Source organism: Vibrio sp. STUT-A16, from assembly GCF_026000495.1.
Taxonomy (GTDB): domain Bacteria; phylum Pseudomonadota; class Gammaproteobacteria; order Enterobacterales; family Vibrionaceae; genus Vibrio; species Vibrio diabolicus.
In genome coordinates, this window is sequence record NZ_AP026765.1 from 1249808 (window position 1) to 1276286 (window position 26479).

At 45.0% G+C, this 26479-nt stretch carries 20 protein-coding genes and 1 pseudogene; 9 read left to right on the forward strand and 12 right to left on the reverse strand.

All coding sequences use genetic code 11. The features are described 5' to 3' along the window. Nucleotides 1–58: 58 nt before the first annotated feature. Together OO778_RS05955 and OO778_RS05960 are read right to left on the reverse strand one after the other, a co-directional pair. Nucleotides 59–742, reverse strand: coding sequence for a topoisomerase I (locus OO778_RS05955; protein WP_264911012.1), 684 nt, complete (start codon nt 740–742; stop codon nt 59–61). Between the two features lie 68 nt (nt 743–810). Further along, nucleotides 811–1728, reverse strand: a complete 918-nt coding sequence (locus tag OO778_RS05960) for a leukocidin family pore-forming toxin (RefSeq protein ID WP_053809756.1) — start codon at nt 1726–1728, stop codon at nt 811–813. Between the two features lie 1090 nt (nt 1729–2818). Between OO778_RS05960 and OO778_RS05965 the strand changes: the two genes are divergently transcribed. After that, on the forward strand, nt 2819–3793 hold the full coding sequence (locus OO778_RS05965; protein ID WP_104971928.1) for a DUF1852 domain-containing protein: 975 nt from the start codon (nt 2819–2821) through the stop codon (nt 3791–3793). Nucleotides 3794–3823: 30 nt separating this feature from the next. After that, nucleotides 3824–4852 carry a methionine synthase gene (locus OO778_RS05970; protein WP_031780992.1) on the forward strand — a complete coding sequence of 343 codons (1029 nt, stop codon included), beginning with the start codon at nt 3824–3826 and terminating at the stop codon, nt 4850–4852. Between the two features lie 827 nt (nt 4853–5679). Here OO778_RS05970 and OO778_RS05975 read toward each other — a convergent pair. Next, the gene (locus OO778_RS05975; RefSeq protein ID WP_237284155.1) at nt 5680–6699 is read right to left on the reverse strand and encodes a DUF2955 domain-containing protein; all 1020 of its coding nucleotides are present in this window, start codon (nt 6697–6699) and stop codon (nt 5680–5682) included. Nucleotides 6700–6708: 9 nt separating this feature from the next. Then, a complete protein-coding gene (locus OO778_RS05980; protein ID WP_264911018.1) occupies nt 6709–7773 on the reverse strand; it encodes an HlyD family secretion protein in 1065 nt (354 codons plus the stop codon). A 99-nt stretch (nt 7774–7872) separates the two neighbouring features. On the opposite strand from OO778_RS05980, the gene OO778_RS05985 reads away from it, so the two are divergent. Both OO778_RS05985 and OO778_RS05990 read left to right on the forward strand, forming a co-directional pair. Continuing rightward, entirely contained in the window at nt 7873–8733 is an 861-nt protein-coding gene (locus OO778_RS05985) for a LysR family transcriptional regulator (RefSeq protein WP_258685209.1), read from the forward strand. 150 nt (nt 8734–8883) lie between these two features. Continuing rightward, nucleotides 8884–9426 (forward strand): isochorismatase family protein, encoded by a 543-nt coding sequence (locus OO778_RS05990; protein WP_074191556.1) that lies wholly within the window; start codon nt 8884–8886, stop codon nt 9424–9426. 39 nt (nt 9427–9465) lie between these two features. On the opposite strand, the gene OO778_RS05995 is transcribed toward OO778_RS05990, so the two are convergent. The 3 genes from OO778_RS05995 to OO778_RS06005 all read right to left on the reverse strand — a co-directional run bounded on the left by OO778_RS05995 (nt 9466) and on the right by OO778_RS06005 (nt 12439). After that, nucleotides 9466–10362, reverse strand: a complete 897-nt coding sequence (locus tag OO778_RS05995; RefSeq protein ID WP_264911021.1) for a 1-aminocyclopropane-1-carboxylate deaminase/D-cysteine desulfhydrase — start codon at nt 10360–10362, stop codon at nt 9466–9468. Between the two features lie 101 nt (nt 10363–10463). Beyond that, on the reverse strand, nt 10464–11765 hold the full coding sequence (locus OO778_RS06000; RefSeq protein ID WP_139059386.1) for a HAMP domain-containing sensor histidine kinase: 1302 nt from the start codon (nt 11763–11765) through the stop codon (nt 10464–10466). Continuing rightward, nucleotides 11762–12439: a response regulator transcription factor gene (locus OO778_RS06005; protein WP_048625732.1), complete on the reverse strand. Its 678-nt coding sequence runs from the start codon at nt 12437–12439 to the stop codon at nt 11762–11764. The genes OO778_RS06000 and OO778_RS06005 overlap by 4 nt, the downstream gene beginning before the upstream one ends. A gap of 578 nt (nt 12440–13017) precedes the next feature. Between OO778_RS06005 and OO778_RS06010 the strand changes: the two are divergent. Further along, nucleotides 13018–15114, forward strand: a pseudogene (locus OO778_RS06010) (methyl-accepting chemotaxis protein). 108 nt (nt 15115–15222) lie between these two features. Here the strand turns inward: OO778_RS06010 and OO778_RS06015 are convergent. Beyond that, nucleotides 15223–17535, reverse strand: coding sequence for a YgiQ family radical SAM protein (locus OO778_RS06015; protein ID WP_264911024.1), 2313 nt, complete (start codon nt 17533–17535; stop codon nt 15223–15225). A gap of 422 nt (nt 17536–17957) precedes the next feature. On the opposite strand from OO778_RS06015, the gene OO778_RS06020 reads away from it, so the two are divergent. From OO778_RS06020 to OO778_RS06030, 3 genes are all read left to right on the forward strand, one after another. Next, the gene (locus tag OO778_RS06020; RefSeq protein ID WP_114323247.1) at nt 17958–20414 is read left to right on the forward strand and encodes an EAL domain-containing protein; all 2457 of its coding nucleotides are present in this window, start codon (nt 17958–17960) and stop codon (nt 20412–20414) included. 86 nt (nt 20415–20500) lie between these two features. Continuing rightward, a complete protein-coding gene (locus OO778_RS06025; RefSeq protein WP_074191549.1) occupies nt 20501–21211 on the forward strand; it encodes a hypothetical protein in 711 nt (236 codons plus the stop codon). Between the two features lie 153 nt (nt 21212–21364). Continuing rightward, nucleotides 21365–21565, forward strand: coding sequence for a DUF4250 domain-containing protein (locus tag OO778_RS06030; protein WP_005392843.1), 201 nt, complete (start codon nt 21365–21367; stop codon nt 21563–21565). Nucleotides 21566–21584: 19 nt separating this feature from the next. Here the strand turns inward: OO778_RS06030 and metR are convergent, their stop codons facing one another. Continuing rightward, complete coding sequence (gene metR, locus OO778_RS06035; RefSeq protein ID WP_005392844.1) at nt 21585–22496, reverse strand: HTH-type transcriptional regulator MetR; 912 nt, start codon at nt 22494–22496, stop codon at nt 21585–21587. 278 nt (nt 22497–22774) lie between these two features. On the opposite strand from metR, the gene metE reads away from it, so the two are divergent. Continuing rightward, entirely contained in the window at nt 22775–25057 is a 2283-nt protein-coding gene (gene metE, locus OO778_RS06040) for a 5-methyltetrahydropteroyltriglutamate--homocysteine S-methyltransferase (RefSeq protein ID WP_264911026.1), read from the forward strand. A 132-nt stretch (nt 25058–25189) separates the two neighbouring features. Here metE and gspS2 read toward each other — a convergent pair whose 3' ends face one another. The 3 genes from gspS2 to yciA all read right to left on the reverse strand — a co-directional run bounded on the left by gspS2 (nt 25190) and on the right by yciA (nt 26393). Beyond that, nucleotides 25190–25582 carry a GspS/AspS pilotin family protein gene (gene gspS2, locus OO778_RS06045; RefSeq protein WP_170902981.1) on the reverse strand — a complete coding sequence of 131 codons (393 nt, stop codon included), beginning with the start codon at nt 25580–25582 and terminating at the stop codon, nt 25190–25192. Nucleotides 25583–25585: 3 nt separating this feature from the next. Next, entirely contained in the window at nt 25586–25882 is a 297-nt protein-coding gene (locus tag OO778_RS06050; RefSeq protein WP_005392847.1) for a YciI family protein, read from the reverse strand. A gap of 115 nt (nt 25883–25997) precedes the next feature. After that, on the reverse strand, nt 25998–26393 hold the full coding sequence (gene yciA, locus OO778_RS06055) for an acyl-CoA thioester hydrolase YciA (protein WP_005392848.1): 396 nt from the start codon (nt 26391–26393) through the stop codon (nt 25998–26000). Nucleotides 26394–26479 lie beyond the last annotated feature (86 nt).

Sequence of the window (26479 nt, forward strand, 5' to 3'; positions counted from 1 at the left end):
ACTGGAGTTACTTTAAGGAAGATAGCCATGGAATAGGAGAAGCTATCTTCCTTTATTTTTATTCGCGATGTTCGCTTTGTCTCTCTTTTATCAAGTCATGCTTTTGTTCTTTAAGTAGAGTGATTGCGAGCTTAGTGTCCTCAATCAATTTACTGTTATCGTTGAGATCTTTGCTCTTCAAAGGCAAAACCAGATAATGAATGCTGCCATCCTCATTCTGTACTCCGGTAGCAACGATGACATCACCTTCAGACGCCGTACCAAAATACTCTGAAACCACTTTGGTTTCGCTGACACCGTAACTATCCAAATAGGATGATTCCGTGTTGTCAAACAAGATAGGAACCCCTTGCTTAGCTAATGTTCGCAATTGTTCTTGCTTTTGCTCGTCGAATGGATAGTCGGTTGTACTGATATAACTTACCTGTTCAGCTTCAATAAAATCGTACAGTTCATTGCTCAATTCATTTAATGGGGCAGATATCCAAGGTGTAGCTGGAATAACGTCGGAAGTAGCGTCATTGTCATTCTGTGGTGTTGGAACGGTAACCACCTCTTGAGCAGCATCGCTCTCAGGAGGCGTTACACTTTTTGTCTCAGTTTTCTCTGTCTTGATTTGCTCGTCAAAGCTTGCAACAGAATCGCTCTGGGAATTCTTGTTATTTGAATTAATTAGAAATATGGCGAGTACTGCACCAAGTGCTAGCGCCGATCCAGTCAAGAGTTTTTTATTACTTGTCATGTCTTACCGTTTATTTCATTAGTAAATACGGCGGCCACTTATTCACTCCGTGGCCGCAGGCTAATAAGTTAGTGGTAGAGCGCGTCATTCCAAGAGATAGTTACGGCTCGGCTAGTCTCTGTCCATTGACTGCTATCACGATTTTTCTTCCAGGTATTTTCTGGGGTGGTATACCAGCTACACCAGTCACGACCAAAGTAGTAATTGGTTTTTCGCCAACCTGCAACCAGCTTGACTTCTGATGTATCTAGGCCATCTTGAATATCATTTTTTCGATATACAACACCGACTTGCGGTTTAAAGTCAGAGCGCATCACGACAGGTAATTCGCTATAGTCAATTAAGTTGCCCATGTCACAGCTGGTCCAACGGTACAATAACCAGTCTTTAGGTGGAGTATTGTGGCGGATAGTCTGGTTTTCGATAAGCCAATTAATGCTCTCATTGGTCTGATCAAAATCAGCCACCGTCTGAAATTCTGGTTGATCGTAAGTTACGCGGTTGCTCCAGGAGATCCCACCGCTAATATTTGGAGAATCAGAAGCACTGAAGCCAAGATTAAAGTCCAAAGACTCACTGACAGATGCTGTTGCAATAGTGTTTTCTGGAGCATGGCTCATATGACGTAAAGGGGCACCATTTAAATAACTCAGTGCCAGTTTAAAGGCTGTTGGGATTGTGTAACGGTAGTCTCCACCGGTGGCAAAACCATAGATCTGCTCTTTATTCGGTACATTAGTCATGTCGAAACCAGAGCCTCCGTTTAGAAGCAACTTGGCTTCCTTAGCTCCATTCGGCAGCAAAGATTGGTTCCAGACATTTTCTAATGAGTAAATTAAGCGGATTTTCTTCGAGCGTGCATCGCTATCATCGAGCTGTAGCAAGGTCGAAGTGTAAGCTTTTAATGTATCTTCAGCATGTGCTGGAGCTAGAGAACCAAGTAATGCGAGCGCGATAATACTCGCGGAAAGATGCTGTTTTTCCATTGTTGTTTCCTATTAGTCAGCCCATAAAGGTTATTATTGGGTTTTAACAATAACTCTATGGGTGTTTTATAATTATGGACTGGTTATTAATTGGTGCTCAATAATTGAGCGGTGAAATATTGCATCTTGTTTTTTAATAAAAAAAGGAAAAGTATAGATTCGTGGGATTAATGTCTCATAGTTTTTAAATTCACTACTCAACTATAATAAATAAGAATTCGGTTATTAAGTCTTGCCTTTTTAAGTTGTTACTTAATTTTTATTTTCTAATATTATGTTTAAATTTCCTTATTGGCAGAAGTGAAATTTATAAGTGTTAACCATGTTATTGTTGAGGTTTTTGTTATGCCAAACTAAGTAAAGTGTCGTTATGTGGTCATTACGGCTTCCTGACTTTAAATTAAAGCAGCGGTTTATGTTTGTTTTGTTATTGGTTTTTCGAGCTTAATGTAATAGTTGGGTGACAAAGTCCGTCAATGAATTTGTCATATTCGTGTATGAGATTATATGTTCTTTTAAAACGGAAAAATTAAACTTTACGTTTGAGATGGTAAATATAGGAAAGAAATAAATAATCATCTTTCCGAGGATATAAAATGTAAGGTGCTTTTAATTAAACGAATGCTTGAATAAATTATGGAGTGTGAAAAGTGCTATTTAAGCTACGCTGTCCTATATTCCAGGTAGCGTCTCGTTTATACAATGCGTTTTCTAGGCTTAAAACTGGTTTACGTACTGTTAATCCCTTATCAGTTTCTTAATTACACATATTGGCAATATGCTCGCCAAGTTACGTGTATTGGTGTCAATGAAAAACAGTATCTACGATAGTTCCCTCTGGGTTGGAACTCCCACTATGAATTTCTTTCATGTTCAATGTGAAGCAATACCAATATTACTCAACTCGTGAAGCAAGTATAAAAAAAGGACTGCTCTGGTGTTAGGCACTGCGACCGTCATTTTTAGAACGAACTGTTCGTCGTAAGTGCTGTTGAACCTAACGATTGGGAAAACCAAAAAACAAAAATGTCCCCATGCACAGAGTTAGGAAAAGTCTGCTTTATCTAAGGAAATAGGATACCAACTCACGATGAATAACGATTTCACATTTGCTATCAAAAGCATTCGCTTTGATGAGAATTACCAACCATCAGACAACACGCGAATCACTACCAACTTTGCTAATCTGGCTCGCGGAAACTACCGCCGAGAGAATCTGCGCAATGCACTCCGAATGATCGACAATCGTTTTAATGCGTTGGCATATTGGGATAACGCGCAAGGTGACCGCTACTCAGTAGAGCTTGAAATCATCTCTGTTGATATGGGTATCCAAGGCAGTGGAGAAGCCTTCCCAACGATTGAAGTGCTCAAAACTAACATTGTTGACCACAACACTAACGAGCGCATCGAAGGCATTGTGGGTAACAACTTCTCTTCATACGTGCGTGATTACGACTTTAGCGTTTTGCTGTTGGACCACAACAAAAACCAGCCACAGTTCAGCATCCCAGCGAACTTTGGTGATTTGCATGGCAAACTGTTCAAAGCTTTCGTTAATTCTGAGTCTTACAAACAGCATTTCAAAAAGCTGCCTGTGATTTGTTTGAGCGTATCGGACAACAAAGTATACCGACGCACCGAAAATCAACATCCTGTTTTGGGCTTTGAATATCAGCCGAACGAATCTTCGTTGACGGAGCAGTACTTCAAGAAGATGGGCTTACAGGTGCGCTACTTTATGCCACCAAACAGTGTCGCACCATTGGCATTCTATTTCTTCGGTGACTTGCTGAACGACTACTCAAACCTAGAGCTTATCAGTACGATCAGCACGATGGAGACATTCCAGAAGATTTACCGACCTGAGATTTACAATGCCAACGCGGTTGCCGGTAATTGCTACCAGCCAAACCTAAAAAACCTAGACCACTCGCTAACTCAAATCGTTTACGACCGAGAAGAGCGCAGCCAACTGGCGATTGAACAAGGGAAATTTGCCGAGGAGCATTTCATCAAACCTTATCAATCTGTGCTTGAACAATGGTCTGCAAACTACGCGTAATCTACCACGAGAATCTAGAAAGGAATGACGATGAAAACACTATTGCCGACTTCAACGGCTGGCAGCTTACCGAAACCTTCTTGGCTGGCCGAACCAGAAAAACTTTGGTCACCGTGGAAACTGCAAGGTGAAGAACTGATTGATGGCAAACGCGATGCGCTACGTGTCGCTTTGCAAGAACAAGAACTGGCAGGCGTTGATATCGTCAGTGATGGCGAGCAAACTCGCCAACATTTTGTGACGACCTTTATTGAGCATTTAAGCGGCGTAGATTTTGAAAACCGTAAAACGGTGACCATTCGCAACCGTTATGAAGCAAGTGTTCCGACGGTGGTTGGCCCAGTAAGCCGCACAAAGCCCGTGTTTGTTGAAGATGCAAAGTTCTTGCGTCAGCAAACTAAGCAACCGATCAAGTGGGCGCTGCCAGGCCCTATGACGATGATCGACACGCTTTATGATGATCATTACGGTAGCCGTGAAAAGCTGGCTTGGGAATTTGCGAAGATCCTCAATCAAGAAGCGAAAGAGCTTGAAGCGGCAGGTGTCGACATCATTCAGTTTGATGAGCCTGCGTTCAATGTGTTCTTCGATGATGTGAACGAGTGGGGCATTGCATGTTTAGAGCGTGCGATTGAAGGGCTGAAATGTGAAACGGCGGTGCATATCTGCTATGGCTACGGCATCAAAGCGAACACGGATTGGAAGCAAACGCTAGGCACTGAATGGCGACAATACGAAGAAGTATTCCCTAAGTTGCAGCAGTCGAATATCGATATTATCTCGCTCGAATGTCATAACTCACGAGTGCCTATTGAGTTGCTTGAGTTGATTCGCGGTAAGAAAGTGATGGTTGGTGCGATTGACGTTGCAACCAACGAAATTGAAACGCCAGAAGAAGTGGCGAACACACTGCGAGAGGCATTGAAATACGTTGATGCCGACAAGCTTTACCCATGTACCAACTGCGGTATGGCGCCTTTGTCTCGTGAAGTATCAACCGCTAAGCTCAATGCGCTAAGTGCGGGAGCGGAGATCATTCGTAAAGAGTTGGTGGGTTGATATTAAGACTTAGGCTCGACACCATAAACTAAAGTTAGGGTCATTCCAGCGAGTTTAAACGAGACTAGGAATCTGATTACAGCTCGCTAGGAAATGGCGATAACTTTCGCACTTCAAAGCACGTGGTTAGTAGATCCTGAATCACGCTCGTCCCTCGCTGTTCAGGATGACGGATGTTGGAAGATACATCGCTCGCCACAAAATCGGTATTTGAGTAGCCCCGAGATAGGGTCATTCCAGCGAGTCTAAGCGAGACTAGGAGTCTGCTAACAACTCGCTGGGAGATGGCGATAAGCTAAGAACTTCAAAGCTCTCGGTGGGTAGATCTTGAATCACGCTCGTTCCTCGCTGTTTAGGATGACGGTTGTTGAGATATACGTTACTCACATACCCAATTATTTGGTTTGTATCCAAGATTGGGTCATTCCAGCGAGTCTAAACGAGACTAGGAATCTGATTACAACTCACTGGAAAATGGCGATAACTTTAGAACTTCACAGCACTCGGTGGGTAGATCCTGAATCACCTCGTCCCTCGTTGTTCAGTATGACGGTTGTTAAGAGATACGTTACTCACGTACCCAACTATTTGGCTTGTATTCAAAGTTGGGTCATTCCAGCGAGTCTAGACGAGACTAGGAATCTGCTAACAACTCGCTGGGAGATGGCGATAAGCTAGGAACTTCAAAGCTCTCGGTGGGTAGATCCTGAATCACGCTCATTCCTCGATGTTTAGGATGACCGTTTTAAATAAAAATGCCGCTCGCAGTAACTCGCAGTAAAGTGAGCGGCATAGTTTGTTTTCCGTTTTCAGCCCTCGGCCAAGGCTTAATTCAACTCCACATTCCTCATCTCAGGATGCTTTAGCAACATCACACGAATCCAGTGGTGCACCACCCACATCACCATCGCGGTGAGCAGAACCGCAACGAAAATCGAGCTGAAACGGTACAAGATTGAAAAGAACGCGTCTTTTTGTTCTGGCACCAATGAGGTCGTCAGCGGAACCGATAGGGCAGACATGGCAGAAAACGCGATAGCCGCTTTAATTTGCCCCTTGGTGAGCCACAAGCAGAATGGCCCCATCGCAATGGTAAAGGCGAGCCAAAAGAGTAGCCCATGCCCATACCAACTGCCCAATATGAGCTGAACAGCCATCCCTGCGATGCAGCCTAGTGCGGTGCCGATGATGCGAATTTTTGCCATGGCGAGCGAGCCCGCTAAAGTCATTGGGGTTAGGATGATCAAAATGGAAGCTTGTGCGGATAGCGAGTCATATAAGTCCGCTACTTGGAATACGATAAACGCAGCCATCGCCACTATCCAACCCATAGCAACTTGGCTGATGTAGTCAATATCGCTTTTTACTGGGGTCGACATCTCAATGTGCTCGGCGGGGGATTTTGGCTCCGGGAACAACCAATACGCGAATGCGCAAACAAAAATATTGCTGAACGCCATCACCCACATGTTGACGTTGAACTCTTCAATATCCATGAAGTTATAGCTGGCAAAATTCAACACAATTGAACCCACCAACAGCCCCATGTAACCAAACAAATAGGTTTTCTGGTTCATCATTGCAATGCACTTGAACAGCATCATAATTCCGACGGCAACGGTCATTAATGTTGGATGAAACTGCAAGTATTCCAGCAAAAATGTGGCTTGTATGGTTGTCCACACCGCAGAGAAAAACACGATCAATAAAGCCGAAAGATTAAAGTTGTCCATTCTGCCCAATATAAACAGCGGCATCATGATGGCAAAAAATCCGTAAGACCAACCGAAGATCATGCTTAGCGTGAGCCCTAAAGAGCAGCCGAACCAAATTCGTAAGGTTTTCATTGTCGCCGCCTAGTAAATGAAGTGGAACCAGCTTGCGAGGTGAATCTGTGCTTGCGCCATCAACTGCCAGAAAATGTTGTTGTCTGGGTACAAAACAATGGTAGCGCGAGAGCCGACAAACAGTGCTGGTGGTAACTCTTCGCTGCTGGTTAGGTTCACTCGTGTACGCTGTGCATCACGTACCCAGCGGTTGTTGACTTCCACTTTGGTTAGTGCGCCATTAGGCGTTTGTTGTGCGGCTGCTACACCGTAATCGCGGCTAGCTAAATCAAAGTCGTACACCGAACCTGGGTTGGCATCAAATGTGACCAAGGCGTGGAAAGTCTTGTCTACGTTCGCGACTGATTTTTCACGAAAATCAGCGGCTACCCAGAGTGAACCTGTTGGTACAAATGTCAGCAATGGCATGTTGGTGTTTGCCATCGTGCCAACTTCTAGTTGCAGGTTAGTCACGACACCATCACTGGGAGCGAGTACCGCGGTATTTGCCAAATCAAGTTGCGCCTTTTCGATGCCGTTTTTGGCAATTCGAACGGCAGTGCTTTGACCTTTTTGATCGCCTAATTGCGCCTCAATGACTTTTAAGTTTTGTCTTTCAGCTTTAAGCGCTGCACGTGATACCTGATTTTGGGCAAAGGCATTATCGAGTGTCGATTGAGAGATGACTTTCTGTTTCGATAGCGTCAGTAAGCGGTCGTATTCGCGGTGCGCATTATCAAATGTCGCTTGTGCGCGGGCAATATTCGCTAGTGCTGCTTCACGTTGAGAATACAGCGTTGCTTCTTTTTCATAAGCGGATTGCAGAGACAGCTCCGCCTGTTCAAGCGCTATCTTGTATTTACGATCATCAATCGTAAACAACACATCGCCTTTTTGAACGGACTGGTTATTCTCGATGAGAACGTCGGTCACTTTGCCATATACCTCGGGCGCGACTTGGACAACGTATCCTTGCACTCGTCCTTCGGTCGTTAAGGGGGCGTGGCGGTCAGCAATGATAATGTACAAAAATAGTACGATGAACAGGACAATCAAAGTTCGCATCCAGTGTTTGAATTTTTGGTCAGCCGTCATTACAAGTTCCGTTAAACATATTGGATAGCGGATTATAGAGAAGTCACTCACAATTCAGTAGAATGATAATACGAACATAAATGACCTAAAAATAGGACAATGAACGTTAGTTTTGATGATATTTACCTATTCACTCAGACGGTGATTCACGGCGGTATAAGTGCAGCGGCAGAGGCGAATCAACTACAACGCTCAAAAGTGAGTCGTCGCCTGCAAGAGTTAGAGAAATCGCTCGGGGTACAGCTTTTGATTCGCACAACACGCAGCATTGAGTTGACGGAGCACGGGAAACGCTTGTTTGAGTTGGTGGGGCAGCCTATTGACCATATTCAGCAAGGTTTAAATGCCATGCACGAATATCAACAAGAGTTGACGGGCAAGGTGCGTTTAGCCATTCCTTCTGCATTGATGAGTTCTGCCGCGTTTAACGCGATCATTACCGAGTACACAATGCGGTATCCGGATATTTCGGTCGAGATTGAAAACCATCAAGAGAGTGTCGATCTCAAGCGTCAGTCGTTTGATTTGCAGCTTCTTCCTAGCGTGGTCAAAGTCACCGATGACAGCTATGTGCAGTTCAGTCTTTTGCCTTATCGTAGTCACTTTGTTGCGTCAAAAGCCTATCTAGAATCGCATCCGCCAGTAAAAACGGTGGAAGATCTTAAGCAGCATCGCCTTTTAACTAATCGTTACAATGCCGATTTGCTCGATTCAGATCTGCATGTGGCGTTGCGCTCGGACGACCTCAACTTGCTGCGCTCGATGGCGATAGCAGGAAACGGCATCGCGTTTATTCCTCAAATTCATTCCAAGCCTGCACTGAGAGACGGTTTGTTGGTCGAGGTGCTGCCTCAATTCGCGCATCCGAAGCAGCATCTTACTCTGATTTATCCCTCGGCCTTATTTCTGCCCAATAAAGTCAAAGCCTTGATTGAACTAATTCGAGAGAAATTTAAATAGTCAGTTCAAACCACCCTTACCTAAGGGCAAATGTGTGAGCGAAGGTCATCTTTCTAGGTTTTATTGCTCTAACATGAAAGGGTTCTGATACATTAACTGTTACTCAACTTGTTGAGTATGATTTGTGGTCGCACAAGATAGGAGATGGAAATGTTATCGAAAGGAAACACGGGCCTGATTGTGGTGGATGTTCAGGGCAAACTCGCTACATTAATGCATGAAAGCGACGCACTGATTGAAAATATCACGAAACTGGTAAAGGGTGCCAAAGCACTAGATTTGCCTATTCTGTGGCTAGAACAGAATCCAGAAAGGTTGGGCTCAACCGCGGAGCCGATTCGTGAAGTGCTTGAAAGCACGCATTTACCTATTACCAAGTACACGTTTGATGGTTGCAAAGAGGCGACGTTTAAGGTCGCGGTGGAGAACGCGAAAGTTGATACCTGGTTGGTTTGCGGTATTGAATCCCACATTTGCGTCTATCAAACCGCGGTTTCTCTGCGCCAGTCCGGTTATCGCGTTGAATTAGTCACGGATTGTGTATCTTCCCGAACCGCTGCCAATAAAGCGCTCGCTCTTGCGAAGTTAACCGCTAACGGTGTGGTGCTCACTGGGCTAGAAATGTGTTTGTATGAAATGGTCGAAGATTGCCGAGCACCTGAATTCAAAGAAATTCTGGCGCTCATCAAATAGTGTAATCACTGGAATCAACAACAACTTTATCTGAACACGCTATTCAAATTCTCGTTGATATCTTGGCAACATCGACTCGTTGCCAAGTAACCCGCCTTGGTGAATGTAAATCACCGTTTTATCTGTGTTCTCTTCCAACCAAGGGGTGAGGCATTGCCACATATACGGGTCGTATAACAGGTCAAATTCGAGGTCGGTTTGCTCAAAGAGCGCTTTCCATGTGATGTAATCTTCTTCGTACAAGCGACCAAAATGGTGTTTGTTGCGCACGGTTAAAATGGTTGGGTGGCTGTTTTCACCAAGCTGGTTGAACTGCTCAGTTAAGTAATCTGCATCGCCTACGCAAGGGCAAGTTAGCACTTCTATGCCGTGTGGGCTTAAATGTTTATGAAGATATAAAGCGGTCGTGCCAGTGCCTGATGGCAGGGCGACGGTAAACTGTTCTTTACCTCTCAATCGCGTCCAATCAAGAATTTCTCGTGCTAACTGTTGGATGCCAGCTTCAGCGAGGTGGGAACGTCCACCCTCTGGAATAAGCAATGTCGACTCATCTAATCTTCGTACCTGGTGGACGTATTCACTAGGGTGGAGTTCGCTACCGATGTCTTGCATGGCGGTGATTTTCATACCCAAATCGAGAGCGCCGCGGTAGTTTCCGATGGGGGAGCTTTTTAGCCAAGATGGAATGTGATGAACATAAAACTCAAATGCCCAACCTTTAATCTGGGCGAGAGCCGCTAGCGAGTACATGGCATTAGATTGAGCGGAGCCAAAGCTTATTAACGTGGTGATGTCGGGATTTTGCTCTTCCATTAACGTCATAAACTTACGTGCTTTGTTCCCAGAAAAGTGGGAGTGGAGCATGTCGTCACGTTTAAGGAAAAATTTGCGCCCATTAAAGCTATGTTGGGTGATAGGACTTTCTGAGAGTTTCATGTCGATGCTGACGGAATAAACCGTGTCACCTTTGCCATTTAAAAAGGTGGCACAGTGTACCCGTTATTGAATGAAGATCAAAAGTATCGAGATCTTGTGTTCTACATTTCTTCGTCTTGCGACTCGCCATCAGTTACCTCGGTTGAAAGATCGATAGTAGCCACGCAGCCGTCATTTGGATGTGTATCAATAGTGAATTGCCAGCCATAGCGTCGGCATAAGTCGTCCACAATCATGAGCCCCAAACCATGGCCTTCGGCATCTGGCACGGAAGAGAAGCCTTCGCCTTCATCTCTCACCGACAGTGTGGTATCGGTCATGGTGATATGAATCGTTCCCGCTGACGTGGCTGCAATGCCGTTGCGAATTAAGTTACTCAACGTAATGTTAAGCACTGCAGTAGTCGCTTTGGTTTGCGGATGCCCCAATATTTGTACATTAAATTCCAGCGATTTTTCATCGGCTTGCGCTTGGCTAAGAGCCACGATGTTGTGGAGCTCTTGCTCTGAGATGGTTCGAACGGGGCTGTCGTCGGTGTTGCGTTCATATCGAACCAAACCCAACAAAGCATCAACCATGGTCGACATCTGCAAAGTGGCATCTTGAATACGGCCAATCTGACGTTCTTGAAATGACGTACTTGGGCTTCTTGCTAGCAAGCTGCTTGAACCTTTCATCACTGTGAGCGGAGTTCTCAGTTCATGACTGGCATATCGTGCAAAAGCTTGTTCACGTTTAATCACTTGATTGATTTGATGTCGATATTCATTAAGCTGATTTGCGAGCGTTTGGAATTCATTTGCAGAGCCTTCAGGGACAACAAATTTTTGTGTAGTGTCACCTTGATGGCGGTCCAGCTGTGTTTTTAGGGCACTAACAGGTTCAATGAGACGCAGAGAAAGTCTCGATAATAGGCTGCCAAAAATCAAAAGTAACCCGATGACAACCGCCAGCACCATAACGAGAACAAACATAAACTCGTTAGATGTAATTTCTATCTCATCAATCAGAGAGATCAGAATAATAGGATGCTCCTCTCCATCTTGCGTGTAGGTGCTCATGTAAATCATGCGAGTGTCTGGTTCGTCAGCAACTTCAGCGAGAAAATATTTTTTATTTTGAATAAAGGGTTGATAGAGCTCAGGAACGAGATTGATGTTGTTGTATGCCGTTGTTAGTAAATCGAGTTTGATGATTCCGCTATCAGGATGGTTTCGAAAGTGCTCAATCGCCTCTTTTTTATCGATCATAATGCGTCGCTCACCGACGCGATCTTCCGACCATAATAGCGCTCCGCTAACCAATGCGAAGCATAGCAAGCCAATCACAACCGACACTAGAAGGAAGAAGAGTTCAAGGCGTCCGGTTAAGCTTTGTGTATTGTTAAATAAGCGGCGAATCATGCCCCGGGCTCCAATCGGAAGCCGACTTTTGGAATGGTTTTCAAAACGTGCTCTTTGAATGGTTTGTCGAGCTGCCCACGCAATTGATAAATATGGCTACGCAACACATCGTTATTCGGCTCGTCTTCTTGCCATAATCGGAAAGCAATCTCCTCACGTGTGACCACTTCTGGCGCGTTTTTCACCAGCATTTCTAGAATCGTGTACGTGGTTGGATTCAACGCCAACAGCTTATCTTGACGGTAGGCTTGATGCGTTTTTTGATCGATAGACACTTCGCCATACTGGAGTTTGGTTGATGCAACCGTACCGCGGTAGCGTTTAATCAATGCAGTCATGCGTGCTTCAAGAATATCGAGATCAAACGGTTTGGTGAGGTAGTCGTCGGCGCCGTGTTGGAAGCCTTTGAGCATGTCGTCTCGGCTATCAAGTGCTGTCAGCATCAACACCGGAGTGTTATTACCTGCATCGCGTAGCTTGTTGCACAGTGTTAGGCCATCCATGCGCGGCAGCATGAGGTCGAGCAAAATGATGTCAAACGCATTATCCATCGCCAGTTTTAAGCCTAGCTCACCGTTGTCGGCATAATCCAGCTGCATGCCAGCACACTCAAAATAATCAAACAACATTCCCGCTATTTCACGATTATCTTCTACCAAAAGTACACGCTTCATTTATTCTTATCCAATCTCGATAAATTCGAATGTTGATCTTAACGAACATTATTCACTATAGGTGTGAAAAAGTTGTCGACGATGATTTTCTCACCTTTGTGTCGGTTTTCAATGTCTAGCTTGAATACCGTCTTATTATCCAAGTAAATCTACGATCTTTTGTTCATATCTATCAATTTCTCTTGATGTATAAGCAGGGTGGATTATTTGATTCTGTTAACTCTATATAAAACATGTAGATACTAAATTATTAATGTGACCTTGAGCACATTGTTAGTAATTACTGATTTTTACTGACTCACTCATAGAAAAAGTTCTTACTTCTCTTAAGTCCCTTTTTTAATTATGGCTATTGCTTTTAAATACAAACGCTTAGATTCTCCTTTTTGAGATAATTCAATTAAATCAATGGCTTCATGTATAAGCGAAAATCTGCATTATTTTATTTTTATTAATAAAACTACATTTTCTGTTCTTGCTCTGTTCATAAATGAAAGCCTTCCATTAACTTTACTTGTTTAAAATCCATGATCCTTCCAATGCTTAATGCCAGATAAAAATCAATTTGTGAGGCGATCATGTTTAACAGTATACGCACTCGAATTGCTGTCAGTGCGGGTGGGGCAATGGCCTTCACTCTATTGATTGCAATGGGTATGACAACCAATGCGTTCACGCAAGTGAATGAACAAATCACTACAAAAGTAAAATCTCAACTGACCGAAGCCACTACGACCGACCTGAGCAATACGGCGATTCAGCAAGGGCTGAATATTTCCAACCAGTTAGAACCAGTGTTGGCGAACCTAAAGCAAGCGCGTTCAATTATCGAATTAAGCGCAGAGACGGCCGCAACGCCAGACATTATTGTTAAACAGTTTATTGCGTCGCTAGAAGCTCAGAACAAAGCTGTGTTTGCCGGTTACATGGTGTGGGAAAAGCCATCGTGGGTTGAGCCAACGATTCAAGACAAAAGCCTTGGCTTTAATAGCGAAGGCTACTTAGCGCCATTCTTTTCGCCAAATTCGCACAACAGTTTTGATGTTGTGGCGATGGATAGCTTTAGCAATACTGAATTAAACAACAACGGTGAGCGTAAAGACGATTGGCACTTGATGCCTTACGAAACGGGCAAAACGTTCGTGATGGAACCGTACATGTATCCGGTTCGCGGCAAACAAGAACTGATCACGACCATCAGCCAACCAATCAAGTTACGTGGCGAGATCATCGGCTCTCTCGGTTTTGATTTGTCATTGAACGAGTTACAAAGCCAAAGTGAAGATTACGCGAGCGACTTGTTTGATGGATAAGGCCGTATTCTGATTTCTTCGTGGAAAGGCATCACACTGGCGAACAGCAGCCAAGCGGATCAAGTGGGCAAGAAAGTCTCTCATGAATTGGCGTCTCAATGGGCTCGTATTCAATCCATTGCGAAACAAAAAGGCGCAGGCCTTGTGACGTTTGGCGGGGATGAGTATGCGATTACTGCAATTGAAACCAGCGATGCGCCTTGGATCGTTATGGTGTCGGTTCCCAGTAGCTTCCTTAAAAAGAACGTGGATGACTACGAGCGATGGAGTGAAGAACAAAGTGCAGAAGCTCTTGAAAAGGGAGTGTGGGCAGGGATTATTGCGGCTCTGATTGGTATTGTTGCGATGACAATGATCGCGACCTCGTTGGGCAAAGTGTTAACTAACTTAGTGGAGCGTTTTAAAGACGCAGCACAAGGCGAGGGCGACCTAACTTACCGCATTGAGGTGAAAGGTAAGGACGAAACCGCCCAACTGGCGCACTGGTTTAATACCTTCCTCGCTCGCATTCAGGAAATGCTTTTAACCGTAATGGCGACGGCAGACCAAGTGGATAAAAACGCAAGTGAAGGCCAAGCTCGTGCGGCGGCTTCGAGAGATCAACTGAACGTTCAAGTAAACGAAGTCAACTCGCTAGCAACGGCGATTAATGAGATGAGTGCAACCGCACAAGAAGTGGCAAATTCTGCGGTACAAGCAGCAGCGGCTGCAAGCCAAGTTCAAAGCAATAGCGCGAATGGCATGTCGCGTATGGACAATGCTGCAAGCGCGGTGGATAACCTCGCTTCGCAAGTGAATGATGCACAGCACCAGACGCAGAATTTGGTGGCTTCAAGCACGGCGATTCAGGGTATTCTGAGTGAGATTGGTGGCATTGCCGATCAAACCAACTTGCTGGCTCTGAACGCTGCGATTGAAGCTGCGCGTGCTGGTGAAGCGGGTCGTGGTTTTGCTGTGGTAGCCGATGAAGTCCGCAACCTTGCAACGCGCACACAAGGCTCGACAGAAGAAATTCGTACAATGTTGGCTCGTTTGGAGCAAGAAACGCAATCAATCGTTGTGTTGATGGAGCAAAGCCAGAAGCAAGCGGTGGATACCAAAGAAGAAACACAAGCAGCGCAGTTGGCGTTGGCCGAAATAAACCAAGCTATTGAAGTGATTAATGATATGAATAATCAGATCGCTTCAGCGGCAGAAGAGCAAAGTTCGGTGTCGGAAGAGATCAACCGTAATGTGGTTGTGATTAATGATACGGCGATGGAAGTGATGGATACCATGTCATCTTCTGTAGCGATCAGTAACGAACTGACAGTAAAAGCCAGTGATCTTCACGGTGAGTTGAGCAAATTCAAGTTGTCTTAATCAAGTAAGTGAGAGAGTTTAACCCAACTTAAAACGTTTACTTCTCACAAAACAAAAGGGCTCCAGAGTTACCTCTGGAGCCCTTTCTAGTATTTAAGTGCTGAAGAATTAACGACGCTTTGGTTTACGTTGACCAGCTGGTTTGCCTTGTCCTTGTGGGCGACCTTGACCTTGTGGCTTGCTACCTGCTGGGCGGTTTGCACCGTTGCCGCTAGGACGTTGACCACCTTTTGCTTTGTCAGAGCCGTTACGGTTGCCAGATGGTTTACCATCTTTTGAACCGCCTTCAGAGCGTTTGTTCAAATGACCACCGAAGCCCGGTTGGTTTTTGGTATGTTTCGTAGCAAAGCGGTTTGCCCCGTGACGACCAGATTTACGACGTTGTGCAGGTGTTTGTGCTTCAATGTCTTCCGCAGGAACGAGACAGCCTTGTTTGTCACCAATCAAATGTTTTTTACCCATGCTGATTAGGGCTTCACGGATCATTGGCCAGTTTGCTGGATCGTGGTAACGCAACAGCGCTTTATGTAGGCGACGTTGACGTTCACCTTTTGCTACAGGTACATCTTCACGTTTTTTATACTTCACTCGTTTCAGAGGGTTTGTCTCTGAGTAGTACATCGACGTTGCATTACACATCGGCGATGGGTAGAAGTTTTGTACTTGGTCACACTCGAAGTTGTTTTTCTTCAGCCACAGAGCAAGGTTCAGCATGTCTTCGTCTTCTGTGCCTGGGTGCGCAGAGATAAAGTAAGGGATTAAGTACTGCTTCTTACCCGCTTCTGCGCTGTACTTCTCGAACATCTCTTTAAAGCGATCGTACGTGCCCATACCCGGTTTCATCATCAGATCAAGAGGGCCTTTCTCTGTATGTTCCGGTGCAATCTTCAAGTAACCACCAACGTGGTGAGTTACGAGCTCTTTCACGTATTCTGGTGATTCAATCGCAAGGTCGTAACGTACGCCAGATGCGACCATCACTTTCTTCACGCCTTCAACTTTACGCGCTTCGCGGTATAGATCGATGGTGTGTTTGTGGTCTGTATTTAGCTTGTTACAGATGCCCGGGAATACACAAGAAGGACGACGACAGTTCGCTTCTGCTTTTGGATCTTTACAACCTAGGCGGTACATGTTTGCAGTCGGGCCACCAAGATCGGAAATTGTGCCGGTAAAGCCCGGAACTTTGTCGCGAATTTCTTCAATCTCATTGATGATCGATTCTTTCGAGCGGTTTTGAATGATTCGACCTTCGTGCTCGGTAATCGAACAGAAAGAACAGCCACCAAAACAACCACGCATGATGTTCACAGACGTTTTGATCATGTCATACGCTGGAATTTTCGCTTTGCCGTACATAGGATGAGGAACACGCGCGTAAGGCAGGCCAAACACAAAGTCCATCTCTTCGGTCGTCAATGGGATTGGGGCTTGGTTTACCCAAAGTTCACGATCACCATGGCTTTGAAGTAACGCTCGACCAGAGTACGGGTTTGTTTCTAAATGCAATACACGACTTGCGTGGGCATAAAGAATGCGATCGTTTCTTAGTTTTTCAAAAGAAGGTAAGCGAACCGCAGTTGTCGCAGCATCGTGGCGTGATGGGCGAATCGTGATTGGTTGTGCAACTGGCTCATCTTTTTTAGTTTCACACTGAGTTTCTACTTCGTATGGGTTCTTTGGTACGAACGCTTCTTTACGAGGTTTTTCAATGCGAGAAGAATCGATAACCGTGTAGCCTTCTGGCGCGGTTGGCAGGTTCACGGCTGTACCACGAATATTAGTCATGGTGCTGATGTCTTCACCATTTGCGATGCGATGCGCTACTTCTACAAGTGCACGCTCTGCGTTACCGAAAAGTAAGATATCTGCTTTTGCATCAAACAGTACCGAACGGCGAACTTTGTCTGACCAGTAATCGTAGTGCGCAACACGGCGTAGGCTGGCTTCGATACCACCTAAAACAATAGGCACTTCTTTATAGGCTTCACGACAACGCTGAGAGTAAACCAAAGTCGCGCGGTCTGGGCGTTTACCACCTTCGTTATTGGGGGTGTACGCGTCATCGTGACGAAGTTTTTTATCCGCGGTGTAACGGTTGATCATGGAGTCCATGTTACCCGCAGTGATCCCGAAGAACAGATTTGGCTTACCAAGCTGCATGAATGCATCTTTGTTTTGCCATTCTGGTTGAGCAATGATACCGACACGGAAACCTTGTGCTTCTAGCAGACGGCCAATGATAGCCATACCAAAGCTTGGGTGATCCACGTAAGCGTCACCGGTTACGATGATAATGTCACAGCTATCCCACCCTAGGGCGTCCATTTCTTTGCGACTGGTCGGCAAGAAAGGTGCCGTACCAAAACACTCTGCCCAGTATTTTTTGTACTCATGAATAGGAGTGATGTTATTGGTCATATTTTGCTCTCTGTTCCAGGGAGCGCGAATTATAGCGATTTGAGGATCAGGTATCTATACCAAACTCATCTATTCAAGCTTAGTTCATCGAGTTTTATTTGGTTTGCAAAAATATCAAGGCCATATCGGCGATTTTATGTCTAATATCACCTTGAAAGCCTCATGGTTATAGGTCGAGTCGTGAAAAATGTCGCAATGTTAATACAACCAATAAGCAATGATGTGCTTATTAAAAACAACGCCTATAATCAAATTAATGCATAGGAAAATGCAAAAAGCCGAACAAGCTCTGAAAAGGTTCTAAGTCGATTGGCTTACGTTGCCAGAATCTATTTTACAAGAGGATCAGCAGGTCCCAAATAGAATAAGGCACGTTGACTACGAACCCTGAGCATGAGGCTAATTAAAAAGGGGGCTAGGGAATGAGTGACTCAACAACAATAGCACATGAAAAAGTGCAACCGACATCCAATCCGACTCCAGTGATTGAATGGTCTTACAAGATTGATACTCGCGAATTCGAATGCGACCAGCAAGGAATGGCAAATGCTTTTGGGTTAAATACGCCAGTCACCTGCTTAGATGATTTGTTTGAGCACATGCTGATGGGGCAACAGGAAACACTAAGGCAACGAATTTTAGAAGTGGAGCTCCTAGGTGGGCAAGGTCGTTTTTCTTGTTGCATGATGCTTAATGAAGCTCGCTTAATACATGTCACAATTAGCTTTGAAAAGCTCAATGAGCGTATTGTTCAAGGCTCTATCATCCCTCAATTGACGATCACTGGCTGCGAAGAGTTAGCGAAAATTCTCGAAACGATTTTTGATTTACCGAATGTAGGGGTTTTAGTCGCGGACGAAGACACCCGAATCTTGGGTTGTAACCGTGCCTTTGAATTGCAAATGGGTTATCAAAACCGTGATTTGGTTGGACTTAAAACCTATATCTTTAGCACATCTCACCATAGTCAGGCGTTTTACGACCAACTCTGGCAACATATTGATGATGAAGGATACTGGAGCGGTAATTTATTGAGTAGAACTGCAAATGGTAGTAATCAGGCACATCATCTTTGTATCTATCGGCTAACATTTCATTCTGGACGGATTCTTTATCTCGGCTTCTCTACTGACATTTCGGCTTCCTTGTTGTGGATGAAAAATCGCTGTGAACAACAACATGATTGGTCAGCTTTTTTGCCTTCTAGAGAAGAGTTCGAACTGCAATTAGCTAATTTGGCGAACGAAAGTGGGAGTAAAGAACTCAATATCGTCATGACTCTCAGACCAAATTTTTCTGAAAAATGCTTACTTGAACAGCAACTAGGCTTCGCCGATTTTATTATGCGAAGCCGCTACACCAGTATAGCGGGTCAACTTTCTAGGGATGTGTTTGTTGTCTGTTTACAAACTCCTCACTGTCAATGGCTAAGTCCTTTACGTTTGATTCAAATTGCGATGAAAGGGTTCTTCACTGAGCTTAGGAATGAAATGGGAACAAAAATGCATACCACTATCGTCGAGGGACAAACGGGTGTGTCAATCCTCGGCTATGATACAAACAGGCCAAAGCAAGCGTTAGCGCATGCAGCCCAGGCGATGTTGTCCTCACTTTCTGGAGAAGGTGGCTATTTTAATTTTTATAATAGTGAGCTTCATTCTGAGTTAGTCAAACGCCAGCATTTAGAGGCGTTTTTGGAAGCGCAAATCGACAGTGGGCTGGTGGATGTTCATTTTCAACCAATAATTGACAGCCGAACTGGTAAAGTCGTTAAGTTCGAGGCCTTAGCCCGCTTTTATCATGAAAGTGATGCCTATAGCACTCAAGAGATGATTACTGTTATTGAAGATTTAGAGTTGATTGCGGCTCTGGATGATGAGGTTTGTCAAGCCGCGCTCAAACACTTTCCGCGCTTGCAAGACATATATGGAGAGGAAATAGGGTTAACCATCAATCGCTCACTGAATACTAAATTGGATTCGCTCCAGGTTCTTCAGCGTTCGCATGACCTAATTAAAGCCAGTGGTGTCGATCCTAAACGAGTCACGATTGAGCTGACGGAAACAGCGTATTTTGAGCAAGACGAAGAGCATACGCAAGCGCTAGAGCAAGTGCGCAAAGAGGGCATTAAAATTGCGATTGATGACTTCGGTACAGGGTATTCTTCTTTTTCTTACCTAGAGAAAGGGCAGTTTGATTTACTGAAAATCGACCGAAAATTCGTTAAGAACATTCAGCATGGCAATACCAGTTATAATATTGTCAAAATGGTCACTGATCTTGCTCAGCAAATGAATGTAAAAGTGGTTGCCGAGGGCGTGGAGTCAGAACAGGAGCTTCAAACATTGGCTGAAATAGGTGTGGATTACATGCAAGGCTTTTTGTTCTCTCGTGCTCGGCCTGTCGATTTGATGGAGAAAGCGGAAAGTTACGAACATTTGTTTTCGGGTGTTGCTGTCAAACCAAAACAAGATGATGTATTGCAATCACTGAGCCATGAAGAGGTAAGGCACCTTGATCCCGGGGAACCATTATCGTTGGCGGTGGAATATATGAATTTAAGTCCAAGTTCGCCGTTGGTTGTCATTAACGAAAAGCGCTGTGTTGGCTTAGTTACCAAAGAGCAAGTTAACTTACACCTAACGCCTTCCATGGGGACAGAATTAGAGACTGAGCGAGAAAATTGGATTTGGAAACGCCCGGTTAACCAGATAATGAGCACGGAGTTTGTGCTCGTCAATGCGCATTTGTCCGTCGCTGCTATTCGAGAGCTAATCAAAACAGGCATTCGCTTCCCGTGGGTTTTATGTGATGAAAAAGAAGAATACAGAGGCGTGTTAACTCAAGAAGATGCGTTGAAGTATCTCGCTTCTTGTTGAATAAAAAGTCTCGCTGTTCTAGTACATTTGGGGATAGACTTTCGGTGGTTTGACGATAGGTGATTTGCTATTATCGCCACCCCAAAATGACTTTTGAGCGTGCATTTAACATGATTCAACAATTGCTGGTTACTTTTCCTCCGATGCTATTTGGCGCGCAAGCGCTACTGACTTTACTTCTCATCAAGGGCGATATTTGTCCGGGGCAGAGAGGCCGTCTTCATAAAATGTTGCCAGCAGTGGCGTTATTGTGGCTTGCGGTTGCTTCTCTTCGCATTGAAGCATTTATGATCGTGTTCGCTATTTTCTATTTCTACTCTCAGGTTCAAACCAAGAAAACGCGTGAAAAAGGCCCTCTTTGGGCGATGCATTTAGCGAATGGTTTGGCTTTTGCGTATGTAAGTATTCAAGCATTTGAACAGCCAAGCTGGCCTGCGTCTATTGCGATGGCAATAATGATATTTTTCCTTGGGGCGTCATTTTCTCAATTGCTTCTGACTATCGCTCGTAGCAGATTGCAGGCATTTCACCGCATTTTGCCAGTTACGGGCATTGTGTCTGGAATGCTGCTGGTAATCGCAACTCTATTTGCTTCTCACCAGTTAAATGAAGCGACATTGAGCGCCGCAACACAACCAATTTTGTTGTCTTTAGCCATGCTAATGTCTTCAATCATTGTTTGGTGTTGGCATATCTTCACACATAAAAAACCGGAAAAGGTTCAACTGAGCGTCGCCCTGTTGCTCGCGCTCGCGTCAATGACGAGCCTACAAGGTTTATTCTCTCTGGCGGCTTAATCTCGAGTCGAGAAACAGATCAATACTGCTTGTACTCAAGTCCTTTCTAGGTTGCTTGAGTATAAGGCACTCACGTTTTGGATCGCGCTCACTTTAAATTCACGTGATTACGTCTACGCTTGTTTATATACCTTGTCGAAGAGGAGAGTCGCGATGGATTTAAGCAATGTAGGTAATTTGGATAGCATTATTTTGCTAGGTATCGTCAATGAAAAGCTACGTTTAGAGTGCGACAGTTTTGACGAGTTAGTATCGGTGTATGAAATGGATGTAGAGTCCGTAGTAGGCAAGCTTGATATGCTTGGTTATCAGTACGATCCATTGACCAACCAATTTAAAGCATATCAACGCTAAACCTTCTTAATCCTTATCCCTAAGCCATCTTGATTCCGTCAAGGTGGCTTTTACATTGTAGCCTTGCGGTTGCGAAAAAGGCTTGTAAGTAACGTTTATCTTTCTCTGAGTGACGCGTTGCAGCAAATAAGCGACGCCATAAGCCTTGGCCAAAAGGTTTACTGGTAATAAGCCCTTGGCGAGAAAATTCAGAAATCGCCCAATTTGGCAGTGCTGCAACCCCTAATCCTGCGGAGACCATTTGCACTAACATCAGAGTATTGTCGGCTTGCTTCCATTTGGCGGGCTCTACACCCGCTGGCTGCAAGAAGTGTTTTACGACGTCTAGCCTTTGTTTTTGAACCGGATAAGAGAGCATGGTTTGATCTGCGAGATCTTGCGGATCAATAACTTCTTTTTCCGCCAGTGGGTGGTTGGTCGCGGTAATTAAGCGCATTTCAAAGTCGAATAAAGGTTCATAATGCACTTCAGAACGAGGTTGAATATCTGACGTGATAACGAGATCCAACTCGCCAGCTAACAGTGCAGGAAGTGGTTCAAAGCCAAAACCTGATGAAAAATCCAACGTGACGCTTGGCCACGCTAATTGATATTCCCTTAGAGCAGGCATGAGCCATTGGAAACATGAGTGACATTCAATCGCCATATGCAACCGACCATTGACGTCTTCTTTCAAGCTTGCCAAATCATTTTCTGCTCTTGCGAGTTTGGGAAGAATATCTTCTGCAAGACGCAATAGGATTTCTCCCTCTGAAGTGAACTTCACCGGACGAGTTTTTCTAAGGAATAATTGTCCCCCAATCCGTGCCTCTAAATCTTTGATCTGGTGAGACAAGGCCGATTGAGTGAGATGCAACGCGGTCGCGGTCGCGGTTAGAGAGCCGGTGTCTCGAAGCGACGTGAGTGTCCGCAAATGTTTTAGCTCTATCATGAATTCCTTTCATCCTTTGTTGCTCGCTATGAACAGAATAGCAATCGTATAAATAACTTAACGACAAAAAATGGATATGTAAACGTCTAGACGTCTATTTGTTGTGTTTATTTGCGAATCATGTCTCCTCATGATGAATTTTTTTAATAAACAAGTTGAATAAATGGACGTTGTTCAAACCGCAGATGAGAGCGATAGTTTAGCCATCCAGACATCTTTTATGACGAAAGATACTCTGACCCAAACAAATTGAACAAGATTGAAAAAGGAATAGGGACATGGCTACAACAACGCACGTACTAGGTTATCCACGCATCGGTGAAAAACGAGAATTAAAATTCGCTCAGGAAAAATACTGGCGCGGAGAAATTGATCAAGCAGAGCTTAAAAAGGTTGGGGCAGATCTGCGCGCTAAAAACTGGCAAACACAAACAGAGGCTGGCTTGAGTTTTACCATCGCTGGCGATTTCGCTTGGTACGATCATGTACTGACGACCACGTTGTTACTGGGTCACGTGCCAAAACGTCACGCAGACGGTTTCCCTGATTTGGATACGCTATTCAAAGTGGGTCGCGGTCAATCTCAAGCGGGTTGCGGCTGTGCGGGCGCTGCAGCATCGGATATGACTAAATGGTTCAACACAAACTACCACTACATCGTACCTGAATTTAGCAAGGACGATACATTTGAAGTGAGTTGGCCTCAACTGTTTGAAGAAGTCAACGAAGCAACCCAAGCTGGGCATAAAGTGAAGCCAGTTTTGCTTGGCCCAGTCAGTTATCTTTACTTAGGTAAAGAGGTAGAAGAAGGGTTCGATCGCCTGACGCTACTGCCACGATTGCTTACGGCTTACCAAGCTATTTTGGCAAAGCTCGCGAGTCAAGGTGTTGAGTGGGTTCAGATTGATGAGCCAATTTTGTCACTAGAGCTTGAAAGTCAGTGGGCTGATGCGTTCAAGCTAGCGTACCAAGTGATTCGAAGCGATGTAAAAGTGCTGCTAACGACGTACTTTGACTCTATAAGCGATACGCTAGACAAAATTGTAAAGCTACCAGTGGATGGTTTACATATCGATTTATCTGCCGCGCCTCAGCAGCTTGACGACGTGGTTGCCAAACTACCGGAGGGGTGGGTGCTGTCTGCTGGCGTGGTCAACGGTCGTAACGTGTGGCGCTCGGATTTGAGTGCGCAACTTGAACGTCTACAGCCAGTAAAAGAAAAACTGGGCGACAACCTTTGGGTTGCGAGCTCATGCTCTTTGCTACATAGCCCGGTTGATCTGGAACTGGAAACAGAACTCAGTGAGGAAGTGAAAAGCTGGTTTGCGTTTGCAAAACAAAAAGTAACAGAAGTCGCCTTGCTTGGCCGAGCACTCGATGGTGATCAAGATGCGATTCTCGCTTGTGATACCTACAGCCAGCCAATCAAAGCACGTAAAACGGCAACGCATGTGAATAAGCCACAAGTTCAAGCACGTTTAAACAGTATTACTGCGTCACTTGCCGAGCGCAGCGCACCTTACGCGGAGCGTGCTGCGCATCAAGCTGAAGTATTGGGCTTGCCTCTGTTGCCAACCACGACAATCGGTTCTTTCCCTCAAACGGGTGAAATTCGTGTTCAGCGCAGCGCTTATCGCACTGGCCAGTTATCTGAGTCCGACTATATCCAAGCACTAAAAGGACATATTGCGGATGCCGTAAAACGTCAAGAAGCCCTTGACCTAGATGTGCTTGTTCACGGTGAAGCAGAACGTAACGACATGGTGGAATACTTCGCGGAGAATTTGGCGGGCTTCCAAACGACGAAGTTTGGTTGGGTACAGAGTTATGGCTCTCGCTGTGTGAAACCAGCCATTGTGGTTGCCGACATTGAGCGTGAAAAGCCGATTACGGTGGAATGGTCGACGTACGCACAATCTCTAACCAGAAAGCAGATGAAAGGTATGCTAACGGGCCCGGTAACGATTTTATGTTGGACATTCCCGCGTGAAGACATTACTCGTCAAGAAATCGCCCAGCAACTGGCACTGGCACTGCGTGATGAGGTTTCTGATCTGCAAGATGCAGGCATCAATATCATTCAAATCGATGAGCCTGCGATTCGTGAAGGTCTACCGTTGAAAAAGCGCGATCACAAAGCGTATTTAGAATGGGCGGTGGATGCATTTAAGATCTCGGCAGCGAGTGCAAAACCAGAGACTCAGATTCACACTCACATGTGTTACAGCGAGTTCAATGAAATCATTGATTCAGTCGCGGCGCTCGATGCAGATGTGATTACCATTGAAACATCACGCTCAAATATGGAACTGCTTAAAGCGTTTGAAGAGTTCAATTACCCGAATGAAATCGGTCCAGGTGTTTATGACATTCACTCACCAAACATTCCGACGGAAGAGTGGATTGAAGGCTTAATCAAGAAAGCGGCAGAAAAGATTCCGGTACAACGTTTGTGGGTGAACCCAGACTGTGGTCTGAAAACACGTAACTGGGCAGAGACAGAAGCGGCATTGGCGAACCTCGTGTCAGCGGCGAAGAAACTTCGTGCTGAGCTGGCGTAAGGCACCTTTTTAGCAAATAAAAACGGAGACCGTTGTCTCCGTTTTTCTATTCTTAGCCGTTCATTTTCGTCGTTATACTATCCCGCAATAGTGGATGAATTGCTCGTATCGAAAACAACGCACTCACTGTGACTATTTCATTTGAGTACAAGTTTGCGCGGAAACCAACTCATCTGCCATCAACTGACCGCGAGAGTTACGCACTTTAATACGGTACATTAAGCCCATATCAATTTGCTTACGAACTTCCGGGTTACTGCAATAGGTGTAGATACTGGTATTCAGTACTTGATTTAACGGCTTTGCACCGAGTGCGTCATCGTTATAAATCATCATCATTTCAACAACATTTTTGTTGGATGAGACACGCATTATCTGCAGTGGACCGTATTCCAAAGGGAGACCTGCGGACAAGACTCCCGCTCGGTTTGATGCCAATAGCTCAAGCTGGCGTTGATTATCATCGGTAGATGAACAGCCCGCTAACGCACCAAATGCCAAGAAAAGACACAGTAATTTTTTCATAAATTAAAACACTTTTTTGAACGGTTTCACGATTACATTATCGTAAACACCAGCCGCTACGTAAGGATCGGCTTCTGCCCACGCTTTAGCGTCTTCTAGAGAGGCGAACTCAGCGATGACAGTCGAGCCCGTAAATCCAGCTTCTCCTGGGTTGTCAGAGTCTATCGCAGGCATAGGGCCAGCAGTAAGAAGGCGACCTTCGTCTTGAAGCTTTTGTAAGCGCTCCAAGTGTTGCGGGCGAACGCTCATGCGTTTTTCCAGAGAGTTCTCGACGTCCTGAGAAAAGATGACATACCACATAGCATAGTTCCTTAATTGGTAGGGTAAAGTGTTAATTTAACGCCTTTTTTGTGTCTCTCACAAGTGAACAACAGAAAATGTGAGATCCTTTCTAACAGTTAGCGCTGTAGGTTGACTAATTCTGAACCGGGCGTGGTTTGCCTTCACTGTCAATGGCTACGTAGTTGAAAGTCGCATCACAAACCATGAAGCGCTCGCCGACACCGTGTGCTTTTACCGGCTTGACCCATACTTCCAGATCGACACTCATTGAGGTGCGACCAATCTTAGTGCATTCGCCATAGCAGCAAACGACATCGCCAACACCTACAGGCTTCTTGAAGGTAATGCTTGACACTGAAACGGTAACAACGCGACCAGAAGAGATCTCTTTGGCCAGAATCGCACCTGCTAGGTCGAGCTGAGACATAATCCAACCACCAAAAATATCGCCATTGGCATTAGTATCGGCAGGCATTGCAAGGGTACGAAGCAGCAGTTGACCTCTCGGAGAGCTAATTTCTTGACTCATTGTGACATCCTAAATCTTAAAGGCGCTCAAACTAAGCGCCAACATAGTAAATACCTAGAACCAAAGGTCCTTAAAAAAAACGCAGA